At 52.5% G+C, this 13,321-nt stretch carries 12 protein-coding genes; 6 read left to right on the top strand and 6 right to left on the bottom strand.

Annotation, left to right across the window (positions count from 1 at the left end):
* Nucleotides 1-5 precede the first annotated feature (5 nt).
* From bioD to bioB, 4 genes are all read right to left on the bottom strand, one after another.
* A complete protein-coding gene (gene bioD, locus O59_RS17970; RefSeq protein ID WP_007645231.1) occupies nt 6-701 on the bottom strand; it encodes a dethiobiotin synthase in 696 nt (231 codons plus the stop codon).
* Nucleotides 694-2,244: a malonyl-ACP O-methyltransferase BioC gene (bioC, locus tag O59_RS21535; protein ID WP_007645233.1), complete on the bottom strand. Its 1,551-nt coding sequence runs from the start codon at nt 2,242-2,244 to the stop codon at nt 694-696. Before bioC ends, bioD begins: the two co-directional genes overlap by 8 nt.
* Nucleotides 2,237-3,430: an 8-amino-7-oxononanoate synthase gene (gene bioF / locus O59_RS17980; RefSeq protein WP_007645234.1), complete on the bottom strand. Its 1,194-nt coding sequence runs from the start codon at nt 3,428-3,430 to the stop codon at nt 2,237-2,239. Before bioF ends, bioC begins: the two co-directional genes overlap by 8 nt.
* Before the next feature lie 64 nt (nt 3,431-3,494).
* Entirely contained in the window at nt 3,495-4,553 is a 1,059-nt protein-coding gene (bioB, locus tag O59_RS17985; RefSeq protein WP_007645237.1) for a biotin synthase BioB, read from the bottom strand.
* A gap of 169 nt (nt 4,554-4,722) precedes the next feature.
* Between bioB and O59_RS17990 the strand changes: the two genes are divergently transcribed.
* The 6 genes from O59_RS17990 to gcvH all read left to right on the top strand — a co-directional run bounded on the left by O59_RS17990 (nt 4,723) and on the right by gcvH (nt 10,356).
* The gene (locus O59_RS17990; protein ID WP_081489736.1) at nt 4,723-5,430 is read left to right on the top strand and encodes a ComF family protein; all 708 of its coding nucleotides are present in this window, start codon (nt 4,723-4,725) and stop codon (nt 5,428-5,430) included.
* Nucleotides 5,431-5,609: 179 nt separating this feature from the next.
* Nucleotides 5,610-7,031, top strand: coding sequence for a S1C family serine protease (locus O59_RS17995; protein ID WP_157152631.1), 1,422 nt, complete (start codon nt 5,610-5,612; stop codon nt 7,029-7,031).
* Complete coding sequence (locus tag O59_RS18000) at nt 7,028-8,077, top strand: FHA domain-containing protein (RefSeq protein ID WP_007645248.1); 1,050 nt, start codon at nt 7,028-7,030, stop codon at nt 8,075-8,077. The genes O59_RS17995 and O59_RS18000 overlap by 4 nt, the downstream gene beginning before the upstream one ends.
* 20 nt (nt 8,078-8,097) lie before the next feature.
* On the top strand, nt 8,098-8,661 hold the full coding sequence (locus tag O59_RS18005; RefSeq protein ID WP_007645250.1) for a YbhB/YbcL family Raf kinase inhibitor-like protein: 564 nt from the start codon (nt 8,098-8,100) through the stop codon (nt 8,659-8,661).
* Between the two features lie 127 nt (nt 8,662-8,788).
* Nucleotides 8,789-9,877: a glycine cleavage system aminomethyltransferase GcvT gene (gene gcvT, locus O59_RS18010; protein ID WP_007645252.1), complete on the top strand. Its 1,089-nt coding sequence runs from the start codon at nt 8,789-8,791 to the stop codon at nt 9,875-9,877.
* Between the two features lie 86 nt (nt 9,878-9,963).
* Nucleotides 9,964-10,356: a glycine cleavage system protein GcvH gene (gcvH, locus tag O59_RS18015; protein WP_007645254.1), complete on the top strand. Its 393-nt coding sequence runs from the start codon at nt 9,964-9,966 to the stop codon at nt 10,354-10,356.
* Between the two features lie 73 nt (nt 10,357-10,429).
* Here the strand turns inward: gcvH and O59_RS18020 are convergent, their stop codons facing one another.
* Nucleotides 10,430-12,142, bottom strand: a complete 1,713-nt coding sequence (locus O59_RS18020) for an AAA family ATPase (protein WP_007645257.1) — start codon at nt 12,140-12,142, stop codon at nt 10,430-10,432.
* A gap of 20 nt (nt 12,143-12,162) precedes the next feature.
* Complete coding sequence (gene aroB / locus O59_RS18025; protein ID WP_007645258.1) at nt 12,163-13,248, bottom strand: 3-dehydroquinate synthase; 1,086 nt, start codon at nt 13,246-13,248, stop codon at nt 12,163-12,165.
* Nucleotides 13,249-13,321 lie beyond the last annotated feature (73 nt).

A 13,321-nucleotide genomic window follows, 5' to 3' on the forward strand; every position in this document is an offset into this window, starting at 1 on the left:
GACAATTAATTGCTAAATAAATGCGCGACAGATTCAGCGTGCAGTGCCGCCGCCACGGCGTCGGGCTGAGCAGCATCCAACCAGGGCACCACTCCCAAACAAGGCGCAGGAATGCGTGCTGCCAAACTCTGGATATTCTCCTGTAGCACCGGCATATCCGCATCCACACAATTGGCGACCCAACCGGCGAGGGTTAAACCGTCGTTGCGAATCGCCTCCACGGTGAGCAACGCGTGATTGATACAGCCCAAACGCACACCCACCACCAGAATAACCGGCAGACGCAAAATGCGCGCAAGGTCAGCCATGGTTTCGCTTGGATTTAAGGGTACACGCCAGCCGCCTGCACCCTCAATAAGCGTGACATTAGCCTGATTTAAACTACCACGACAAAAGCCCGCCAAACGATCCGCCGAGAGCACACGCTTTTCCTGTTGCGCAGCAATATGGGGCGCTATAGCGGCTTCCAATGCAATCGGATTAATTTGTTCGTAGACCATGGTCTCGGTGATAACGGATTGCAGTAAAAGTGCATCCGCATTGCGCAAACCACTGTCAGTTTTTTCACAGCCCGCCGCAACCGGTTTTAACGCGGCAGTGGTCAGCCCGAGATTTTTTGCCGCAACTAATAAACCAGCCGCGACCAATGTTTTACCCACATTGGTATCAGTACCGGCGATAAAAAATGCTTTTTTAGCCATGGGATTTGTCTGCGCTCGATTGGATAGCGGATAAATAAATAACATCGTAACTGGCAGGCAAACCCTGCGCAGTACGAAACTGTTCGTAAGCATTTTTAAAAGCCAATAAGCGCGCACGACTGGTAAGCCCTTCTGGTTTACCGCTATTAATATTGTGCGCGCCGAGCGCTTTTAGCTCGCGGGTTAAATCCGCCACGCGCGCAAAATAAAGCACCCGCTCTTGTGCCTGCAACTGTTCCAATTGCAAGCCGCCCTGCGCTAGCGCCGCGGTTAATTCACCAACCGGCTGAAAGCGATTAACGTGCACATAATTATCCACTGTTTGCCAAGCTGCTTTTAATTCATGCAGCGTAGCGGGACCAAGTGTAGCGATATGGACGCGACCACCCGGCTTTAATACCCGCTGCAATTCCGCCATTAACTGCGACAGATTATTGCACCACTGGATCGCCAGGCTGGAAAAAATGACATCAACACTGTTATTGGCCAGTGGCAAATTTTCCGCATCGCCACACAGCCAGTGAATTGCATCGGGCAGAGTATTGCGCGCAAAGTGCAACATGCCCTCCGCCAGATCCAAACCAATCACTTGCGCCTGTGGGTAGCACTGGGCGAGCTGGGCGGTAAAAAAACCAGTACCGGAACCCACATCCAGAATGCGGGCATTAGCAGGTAAATTCTCTGGCAACTGTAGAAAAAGTTCAGCGCCCACATCGCGCTGTAATTGCGCGACTGAATCATAAGTTGCAGCGGCGCGACCAAAGGATTGGGCGATCTTTTTTTTATCTAACAGCGTCGGTGTTTTTACTTGCGAAAATTGCGGCGATAAAAAATCAGTCACCGCATCAATCACCGCTTGCGGGCGACTCCAATGCAGTGCGTGGGCGGTATTTTCTAGCACCACAATCTGCTGCTGCGAATTCAATTCCACCATCGTTTTTGCGGCAGACACTGGAACTAACGCATCGTTTTCGGCGAGCAGATGCAAACCCGGCACGGTCAATTGCGCAAATGCAGCGCGATTATCCAGCTGCGCTAATAGCTCCAGCGCTTGTAGCCAATTCGGATTTATTTCGCCGGTTTCAGTGCGGCGCAATTGTTTGAGTAATGCGCGCTCCTGTTCATCACCCTGGGCTAACAAACCGCCAAATACTTTTAAGCTGGCCTGCGGGTCTTGCGCAAAGCTGTTATTAAAATTGCGGTTTATAGCAAGCGGCATAGCGGATGAATAATCAGTAGCTGCAACAAATTTAAGATTGGCCGCGAGCGAAATAACGCCGCTTATTTTTTGCGGGTAACGCACCGCCAATTGCACCGCAAGCATTCCGCCCAACGACCAACCCATAACAACTGAATTTTGTGGTAGTTGTGCAGCAATTTTATCGAGCACTGCATCCAACGAAAATTCCGGCAATACCGGACTTGCGCCGAAACCGGGCAAATCAATCAAGGTAACAGTGGCGATATTTTGCAGTGCGGGCAATAGCGGCTGCCAGGTGCGGCTGTCGCAACCCCAGCCGTGAATTAATACCAGATTACTCATGCGCCGCCTCGCCCCCAATTCCCCGCATGATTTCTGCCAGCGCTGTTAATAGTTGATCCACCTGCGCAATACTGTGCTCCGCCGAAAAAGTAATACGCAAGCGCGAGCTACCAACAGCCACTGTCGGCGGGCGAATCGCAATAATTAAAATGCCGCGCTCCGCGAGTTTTTGCGATATCAATAACGCATTCGCTTCATCACCGATAACAATTGGCTGAATGGGCGAGAATGAATCCATTAATTGCAAATTCAGCGCTTGCACGCCCGCACGGAAATGCGCAATTAATTTATTAAGCTGCTCACGGCGCCAATGCTCGGTTTGAATTAAACGCAAACTCGCCCGGGTGGCGGCCGCAACTGCTGGCGGCATAGCCGTGGTGTAAATATAGGGGCGCGCAAATTGGATCAGGCTTTCAACTAGCGTTTCGCTGCCTGCGATAAAAGCGCCAAAACTGCCCGCCGCTTTGCCGAGTGTACCCATTAAAATCGGCGCATCATTTTGGGTTAAACCAAAATGTTCACAGCTGCCCGCACCGGTTTTTCCCAGGCAACCAAAACCGTGCGCATCATCCACCATCAACCAGGCATTATTTTTTTGTGCGAGGGCGGCAAGTTCAGGCAGCGGCGCGCAGTCGCCATCCATACTGAATACGCCGTCGACCACAATTAATTTTCGTTGCACATCAGTTTTATCCAAACGATTTTGCAAATTTTGCAGATCATTGTGCAAAAAGCGCTGGAAGCGCGCACCGCTTAATAAACCCGCATCCAATAAACTGGCGTGATTTAAGCGATCCTCAAATACGGCATCGCCCTGCCCGACCAACGCGGTAATAGCGCCCATATTGGCCATGTAGCCGGTGGAAAATAACAGTGCGCGTTCACGGCCGGTAAATGCCGCCAATTCTTCTTCCAGCGCGTGATGCTCACTCGAATGTCCCGCCACCAGATGCGATGCACCGCTGCCCACGCCAAATTTTGCGGCTGATTTTTGCAGTGCAGAAACTACTTCCGGGTGATTGGCCAGCCCTAAATAATCGTTACTGCAAAACGCGAGGTAACTTTTGCCATCAACAACCACTTGTGGCGTTTGCGGTGACTGCAATAATTTGCGCGTGCGATACAAATGCGCCGCGCGGCGTTCGGCAAGGGCGGGGGCGAGAGTTTGATCGAGATGAGAAGGCATGAATGCAGTACATGTAGGGCGGCTTAGCGCAGCAAGCCGCCATTGAGAGAAGACAAAATGCGAACTATTTTGCGGCGTTGTAAAACATCGAATCGAGTGCGGCTTCTTGCAACTGATGCACTATCGCCGCTTCCTGTTCACTTTCATCTTCATGCACTTCGTAAGCTTCGGGTTTGATGCCGAGCTTTTTAAACAGCTGCATGTCTTTGTTGGCTTCGGGGTTGGGTGTAGTCAGTAATTTTTCGCCGTAGAAAATCGAGTTGGCGCCAGCAAGGAATGCCATGGCCTGCGTCTGCTCGTTCATTTGTTCGCGACCGGCGGACAGGCGCACATGGGATTGCGGCATAAGAATACGCGCGACGGCGATGGTGCGAATGAAATCGAGCGGGTCGAGATCGGCTTCGTTTTCCAGCGGGGTGCCGCCTACTTTTACCAGCATATTGATGGGCACAGATTCAGGGTGATCGGCCATATTCGCCAGCTGTTGCAACAAGCCTGCGCGGTCGCTTTCCTCTTCGCCCATACCGACAATACCGCCACAGCAGACTTTCATGCCCGCCTTGCGCACATTGGCGAGGGTTTCCAAGCGGTCTTGATAGGTGCGAGTGGTGATAATTTCGCCGTAGTATTCAGGCGAGGTATCGAGGTTGTGGTTGTAGTAGTCAAGACCAGCATCGGCCAGTTCCTGCGCCTGATCCTGATCGAGCATACCCAAGGTCATGCAAGTTTCCAGACCCAGTTCTTTAACGCCTTTGACCATAGTGGTCACGTAGGGCATGTCTTTGTTCTTGGGCGAGCGCCAGGCCGCGCCCATGCAGAAACGGGTTGCGCCGGAAGCTTTGGCGGCCTTGGCTTCTTCGATAACCTTTTCCACTGCCATCAATTTTTCGCGCTCAAGGCCGGTGTCGTAACGGGCCGATTGCGGGCAGTAGGCGCAATCTTCGGGGCAGGCGCCGGTTTTGATCGAACAGAGCGTACTGACTTGCACCTCATTGGGGTTGAAGTAGGCGCGATGTACACTTTGCGCCTGAAACATCAGGTCGCTAAAGGGCAGTTCAAACAGGGCGAGAATTTCGGCGCGTGTCCAGTCGTGGCGAATGGTGGGGGCAAAGCTGGCGTTCATAAGAGGGCGTCCATAGGTTCAGGAAACAGATAACGCATCTTAGCGGAGAGGTAAAAGCTGTCAACCAAAAAAACTTTTTTGGTTGACTAATCACTTTTGACAAAGGCTAAACCACTATCGACAATGAGCCGCTCGGGCGCTCGACTCGCCCCCAATACAAGGACCCTGTATGTGGCACTTGCTTAAAAATGGCCTCCAACGATTATTGCCCCAGCCGTGCCTGCTCTGCGGCCAAACCAATAGCCGCAGCCTCTGCGGCGAATGTGAGCGGTCACTACCACGCTTGGATCAACACCGCTGGCGCTGCGCACAGTGCAGTATTCCACTGGCTAGCGATGCGCCCTTGTGCGGTCACTGCGTGCGCCAACCACCGGCGTTTAGCCAATGCTGTATTCCTTACGAATACAGCCATCCACTCGACTTTTTGATCCATCAATTCAAATACCGGCGCCAGCTGAGTAGCGGCAAACAACTCGCCCAACTCTTGCTGCAACACTGCCAGCAAGCAACACGACCGGATTTTGTGGTGCCGGTACCCATGCACTGGCGCAAGCGCTGGCAGCGCGGATTTAATCAAAGTGAACTACTGGCCTACCCTGTCGCTCACGGATTAAAACTGCCAGTGGTGAATGCATTACAGCGCCGACAACACGGCCACTCGCAAAAAGGTCTTAGCCGACGCGAGCGGCAGGGCAATTTACGCCGCGCCTTTGAGATCACCCCCAAATATCGACCGCTGTTAAAAGGTGCACATGTGGCGCTGATCGATGACGTGGTGACCACCACGGCAACGGCGCGCTGTTTAAGCGAGCTGCTGATCAAAGCGGGCGCGGCGCGGGTGGATGTCTGGGCGCTGGCGCGCACGCCCGATCACTAAACCGATGAACCCTGCAGCGCGGGGTTACGTAAATCACCGCGAATACGTAAAGCAGGGATAAATCCTGCGCTATACACCTACCGGGGTTGATAGATTGTCGCTACTATTCGTCATAGCTTCATTTTCACCTAATGCCCTCGGTGAGTGCATTATCACCAGCCGATAACCTAAGGACATTCATGACTACTTCGCACCGCCTGCTGGCCTGCGCGCTCTCATTGGCGAGCTGCCTTAGTATTCCCGGGTTGGCGCAGCTCAACCCGCCCACCAGTGCCGCAGCCCCTGCCACAACAGCTTCCACTCCGGCACAACCTTCATCAACTGCGCAGCAACTGTATGCCGCGGCGCAGCAGGATCTGTTGCAACTGCGCGTTTTACTGAAGAACGGCAATAGCCAATCCTCCGTGGGATCGGGCTTTTTGATTGGCACCTCTAATTTGGTGGTAACCAACTTTCATGTCATCTCGCAAATCGCGCTGGAACCAGATACCTACTTTGGCGAATACAAAGACACCCAGGGAAAAAGTGGTGCCATTGAATTGCTGGCGGTGGATGTACTGCATGATTTGGCGATAGTGCGCATTGCCCGTAACGGTACTGGTTTTTTTAACGTTCCCCACGCAGCGGGCGACAGCCAACAGCCGCCGCTTGAGCGCTTGAGCCAGGGTGAAAAACTTTACTCCCTCGGCAACCCGCTGGACTTGGGTTTTACCATTTCTGAAGGTACTTACAACGGCATCAGCGCGCGCGGGTTTTCCGATCAGCTGATGTTTACCGGCCCGGTTAACCCGGGCATGAGTGGCGGCCCCAATGTGACCGCCGACGGTCAGGTGGCGGGAGTAAACGTCGCTCATCGCCGCGATGGTGAATTGGTGAGTTTTTTGGTGCCCGCAATCTACGTGCAGCAATTACTGGCGCGCGTCACCAGTGAGATGACAGCGCCCACCGATTTCAAACCCATCATTGGTGAGCAGTTATTACAGCATCAGTCAGCAATGGTAGATACCCTGCTCGACAAACCTTTCAGCATCAAACAACTCGGGCCCTATTCGGTACCGGTGCGCGAATCCGATCAAGTGCGCTGCTGGGGCAACTCCGACAGCTCAGCCAAAAAAGCCTATACCGTTGCAAGTATCAACTGCTCCATGGAATCGGCCATTTTTGTCTCCGGTGATTTGCAGACCGGCCATGTGACCATGCGTCACCAATATGCGCGTAATCGCAAACTCAACAGCCTGCAATTTTCCCAATTGGCCAGCCAAATGTTCGCCGATCAGGTCTATAGCACCGCCAAAAGTGACACCATTACCCCCGCCGCCTGCACCGAGAGTTTTGTGACCCACAACGCTATTTCGCTGCGCGCCTTGGTGTGCACCGAGGCCTATCACAAATTCAAAGACCTCTATGACTTTACCCTGATTACCGCCAGTACTGACGATAGCCAAATGAGCCTGCAAAGCCTGATCAATATCCAAGGCGTGTCCTATGCCAATGGCACGCGTTTGATCGAACAATTTATTCAGGGCATTGATCGCCGCCGCTCAGAACCGGACGCCACCACCACGATTACACCGAATGACAAAACGGAGGTGTCGCAATGAACCGCCTTTTGTTTGTTGAGCAGCTGACCGCGGATGGCGAGGTGCTTCATCGCCACAAATTGACCCAATTACCCATTCGCATAGGCCGCGCCTATGACAACGATATTATTCTCGATGACCCGCACACCGCAGCGCATCACGCCCAGATTGAACTCAATCAATTAGATGAACTGATCATCAATGATCTGGACAGTTTTAACGGCATTACCCGCGCCAATCATCGCGAACGCTTTTTTGTAGTAGATGGGGATGCGGTGTACCGCTTGGGCCATACTCGTCTGCGCATTCGCACGCCGGATTACCAGGTCGCGGCCGAGCAAACCGACTTTACCAATCACCGCTGGGAAGGTTTGTTACCAGCGCTTGCCGGTTTGGTATTGCTCGTGGCAACCGGCCTGCTGACCACCTGGCTGAGCGATTTGAATCAGGGCACACTCAGCAAATACCTGCTCGAACTGGTCAGCGTGATCGGTTTTGCGCTGGGCTGGAGCGGCATCTGGGCCATCTTTAGCAAACTTCTCAACGGTCAAGCGCGCTTTGGTCGCCACTTGTTTATTGTGAGTTTGGGGCTTGCAGGGCTGGAACTGTGGGACTACCTGAGCAGCATGCTCGCCTATGCCTTTAGCTGGGAGACCTTGGCACATTTCACAGTGCACCCGCTGATTTTTATCTGCGCGATAACCCTCTACTTCCACATGCGCACCGCGGGCAACAAACGCCCCGGACGTCTGAAACTTTATTTGCTGGCGCTGGCGCTGGCTGGCTCGGGCATCTCTATGACCAAGCAATATCAGGCCAGCAATCACTTGGGCGATGCGCTTTACCTGAGTCAACTTTATCCGCCTGCTTTGCGTATCAGTCGCGATGTGAGTTTGGCGGAATTTATGACCGACATTGACTCACTCAAAGCCACAGTGGATAGCAATCGCAAAGACAGCAGTGATGAAGATGGCCCAAAAAAAGAGGAAGGCGCCACTCAAAACAGCAGTGCTGCATCCGGTAATAGCAGCAGTGCCGCTATAACCAGCACGCCAAGCCAACCATAATTGTTTACAGGAGATCACCGATGATCAACAGAAATTTATTCAACGCCGCAGTGGGATTAGTGGGCAGCCTGTTTATTAACGTCGCTATGGCTGCGGATTTTGCACTCTCCAGCCCCAGCATCAAACCCGGCACAACACTCACCACCGATCAGGTATTTAATGGTTTTGGCTGTACCGGCAACAATATTTCGCCCGAACTGTTATGGACCAATGCACCGCAAGGCACCAAAAGCTATGCACTCACCGTTTATGACCCCGACGCACCAACCGGTTCAGGCTGGTGGCATTGGGTGGTCTATAACATTCCGGCCAGCGCCAATAAAATCGCCGCTGGTGCCGGTACAGTGGATGGCAAAAACCTTCCAGCAGGCAGCGCCCAGGGACGCACCGATTTTGGCAGCACTGGTTTCGGTGGCGCTTGCCCACCGGTGGGCGACAAACCCCATCGCTACATTTTTACGTTGCATGCGCTCAGCACCGAAAAACTGGAGATCCCCGAAGGCGCAACTGCCGCACTTATCGGTTATATGATCAACGCCAACCGCATCGACCAAACCAGCTTCACCGCCTACTACGGCCGTTAATTCCGCGTTTATTTCAGCTTAATGCCGGCGCGTTAACCAGCACCGGCATTAAGTCGTTGGACAGCATGACAGCGGGCGCCTAAAATGCGCGCCTTTCTAACCCCCCTCTCCTCTGCAGGTAAAACCCATGGGCAATAAAACCGCTCTCTACGCCACCCATCAAGCCATGGGCGGAAAACTGGTGGATTTCGGCGGCTGGGACATGCCACTGCACTACGGCTCGCAAATTGAAGAGCACCACAAGGTGCGTCAGACCGCGGGCATGTTTGATGTGTCACACATGACGGTAGTGGATGTCACCGGCAGCCAAGCCAAAGCCTATCTGCAATATTTGCTCGCCAATGATGTCGCCAAGCTCGATGGCAACCTGGGTAAAGCTCTCTACAGCGGCATGCTCAACCACGAGGGTGGTGTGATTGATGACCTGATCGTGTACAACCTGGGCGATTGGTATCGTGTGGTAGTGAACTGCAGCACCCGCGAAAAAGACTTGGCGTGGATGAACAAAATCGCCGCCGATTTTACCGTCACTCTTACCGAACGCCCGGAACTGGCGATGATTGCCGTGCAGGGCCCGAACGCCATTCGTATTGCGTCATCAGTAGTCACTGCCGAGCGTGCCGCGATTATTGCCGATCTGAAAGTATTCCAGGGATTACCTGCTGGCGGCTGGTTTATTGGCCGTACAGGTTATACCGGTGAAGACGGTCTGGAAATTATGCTACCCAATGAACAGGCTCCCGCTTTTTGGCAGGCATTGGCGGATGCAGGTATCGCTCCTTGCGGTTTAGGCGCACGCGACACCTTGCGCCTTGAAGCAGGGATGAATCTCTATGGTCACGAAATGGATGAGACCGTATCACCATTAGCCGCCAATATGGGCTGGACCATCGCCTGGCAACCACTGGAACGCAACTTTATTGGCCGCCCGATATTGGAGGCCCAAAAAGCAGCAGGTAACAGCCACAGACTGGTGGGATTGGTACTGCGCGAACGCGGTGTATTGCGCGCCGAGCAAGTGGTCAGCATAGAGGGCTGCGAGGAAAAAGGCGTAATCACCAGCGGCACATTTTCACCCAGCTTGGGCTATTCTATTGCTCTGGCGCGTGTACCCCGCAGCATCGGCAGTCACTGTCAGGTAGAGATGCGCGGCAAGCAAGTTACCGTTGAGGTAGTTGCCCCGAATTTTGTGCGCCACGGCAAAGCGCTCATCTAATACCGTTATTTACGCTGCTGATTTGAAATGAAGCAGCATCGACACTAAGATCGTACAACGTTAAAAATTTTCACAGGAAAACAATCATGAGCGATATTCGCAAAGAACTGAAATACCTTAGCAGCCACGAATGGGCGCGTGTTGAAGAAGACGGCACTGTGACCATCGGGATTACCGATCACGCTCAGGACGCCTTGGGCGATGTTGTTTATGTGGAAACACCGGAAGTGGGTTCGCGCGTAGCCATCGGTGAAGAAGCGGGCGTAGTGGAATCGGTAAAAGCCGCCTCCGACATCTACTCACTGGTATCCGGTGAAGTTGTTGCGGTGAACGAAGCGCTGCAAGATGCTCCCGAAACCGTCAATAGCTCACCCTATGATGACGGCTGGTTTTTCCGCGTAAAACCTGATGATTTGGCAGAGCTGGACGAAGCCATGGATGCAGCGGAGTACCGCGAACTGATCGAAAGCGAAGATTAATCGCGAGCACATACAACCGATAAAAAACGCGGCTAACGAGCCGCGTTTTTTTATGCTGTCGCCACAATAATTATCACAGTGCGGCTTTGATTTCTGCCTGAATAGTTTTTACATCCCGTGGCCATGGGCCTGCATCACGCTGTGCCGCTGGCAAACGACCAATCGCCTGACGAGCCTCAGCGGAACTGGCAAAACGCCCCGTAATCACGACAAACCAATCATTGCCCTGACGTTTGCTTTTAAACATCAACAACTCGGTTTTATTGGGCTGGGCAGCCATATAATCCAGCGCTGCTTTACGGTTGCTCACACCCAAAAGTTGCACTGTGTACTCGGAAGCACCCCACGCCAGAATATTTCGCTCTTGTTGGCTTGCAGTGGTTGCCAGGGGTTTTTTCTCCACCGGTTTGGATACAGGCTCGACTGCAACAGGCTGGGGTTCCGGCTTAACCGGTGCGGGCGCCACAACAGTTGTCGCTGCCTCAACAACAGGTTGTTGGGGTACGGTTGCCGTGGGAGCGCTGGACGTGACCTCTGGCTTTTTCACCGAGGTGGTTGGTAATTGCGCCAAAGGTACAACCTCTTCGCGCGCAAATTCATTGCTAGCCTGGGTTGCCGAACCTGTCGGTTGTGCTTGGGCATTCTGGGCTTGAGCCTGTTGGGCAGCCATTTGATTGGGTTGTTGTGGCTGAGGCAGACTCTGCAGCAAAGGCTGTACCGGGGTGTTCGTTGACGTCAACTCAAGTGCACTACTGCTCACAGCTTGACTGGTACTTGGAGCCAATGCGGGCGCAACCACCACAGGAACGACTGGTTTATCCTCATCCCCCATGTAAAGGAAAGCCACCCCCACCACGGCAATCAACAATGCAATCGCAATAATATGGGCAACTGGTAAAGAGCGTTTATCAAATGCCAATTTTGGCGTAACTGATTCCAGCAGACGCTCCTGCGCACACTCGTGCAGAACCCCCAAGTGTCCCTGCGCCTGGCGCCACCAAGGGTCCACCATTGACTCACTAAATATTTCTGGCCCAAGATAATCCGCCATCTCCATTCGGAAATTTAGATAGTCGACCGATTCTGCAAGGCTGAATGGTTGCAGGTGAAAATCATTAATGAGTAAAGTTTCCGGGCTTGCTCGTTCCAGACGACTCATTAATGATGGTTCGGCAAATAAGGCGAGGTGCAAGCGATTTTGCTGGGGGAAATTGTTAAGCAGCGCCGTAAGCACGGCGAGGGTCTGGTCATCGAGCAGCTGAGCGTTATCAACCACCACTACCGCCAAACCTTCCTCCTCAACCATAGCCTCTTCGGCAATAAATGCCTCAATCGCCGACAACAAGTTTTCCACCGAAGGTAATGGACCAGCATTAATGCCAAATGTCTGAGCAATAACGGTCAATACCTGCTCAAGATTCTGCGCTGATTGCAGACTCAGAAAACAGATCTGATCCTGATCTGACAAGGAATCCATGAACGCGTGTGCAGTGCGGGTTTTACCCACGCCCGCTTCACCAGATACCACCAATACACTGTTGCTAAATTGGCAGAGGTGCAACAACTGATCAAGTAATTGGCGCCGACCCGCTCCGGTGAATAGAGGAAAAGAATAATCCTGTGCAAAGGGATCTTCAGACAAACCATAACGTTGACGATAATCAGCCAATAACTGCTCATCACTCGACGTATCGGGCAAATCAAACAAGTAGCCTTGCTGACCGGCAGGCCGATCAAGAATACGACTATCGGGTTGGGCGCGCAAAGGTGAGTCTCCTGTCATCATCAATTCTCTCTCTGCCCCAATTACGAATCTGCTCTGCAGGCATCGAAAGTCTGCAGTAACATCGCCAGATCTATATCACTGGTAGTGATGGCTTTACCCATTGACTCAAGTAATACCAAACGCAGGCGACCATCCAACACTTTTTTATCCACCCCCATCAATTCCATAAACTGTTCAGGGCTCATGTCTGCCGGCGCTTTGGTAGGAAGATTGGCGCGAGTTAATAAATCGATAATCCGCGTTAGCTCAGCAGCACTAATTGCACCACGTCGCCAGGAGAGATCTGCCGCCATCGCCATACCAGCAGCGACAGCCTCACCGTGTAACCAATTGCCATAACCCTGAGCAGTTTCAATGGCATGGCCAAAGGTATGCCCCAAATTCAGAATTGCGCGCAATCCACCTTCGCGCTCATCCTGGGCAACAACAGCCGCTTTATTTTCGCACGAGCGCTGTACTGCATAACTCAAGGCCGACACATCACCGCGCATCAACGCATCGATATTATTTTCCAGCCACACAAAAAAATCATAATCAGAAATTAAACCGTATTTGATAATTTCGGCGATACCCGCCGAGAGTTCGCGCGCCGGCAACGTGGACAGCAGCGAGATATCGGCAAGCACACATTGCGGCTGGTAAAAAGCGCCGATCATATTTTTGCCCAACGGATGGTTCACGCCGGTTTTACCACCAACCGATGAATCGACCATAGACAATAGGGTTGTTGGCATCTGAATAAAATCCACACCGCGCTGGTAACAGGCCGCAGCAAAACCAGTCATATCACCAACCACACCACCCCCCAATGCAATCAGTGTAGTAGTACGATTGTGTCGCTCTTCCAATAAAGTATCAAAAATACCAGCCCACACCTCTAATGTTTTATGGCTCTCACCATCAGGCAATATCACTTGACTAACCTGATAAGTTGCAAGCGCCGCACAGAGGTTATCCAGATACAGGGGCGCGACCCGATCATTAGTCACCACACAAACCTGACGCCCACGAATATGTTTAGTGAGCAATTCCGATTGTGACAATAACGCTTCGCCAATATAAATCGGGTAACTGCGATCATCCAAATTAACGGTTAAAACCTGCATAACACTTGCCCTGCACAGCAAAATAAATAAACCAGCACTTTATCATAAAGTGCTGTTCGGGATAAAAAGGGAA

Origin of the sequence: Cellvibrio sp. BR, from assembly GCF_000263355.1 — a bacterium.
In the GTDB taxonomy this organism is placed as follows: domain Bacteria; phylum Pseudomonadota; class Gammaproteobacteria; order Pseudomonadales; family Cellvibrionaceae; genus Cellvibrio.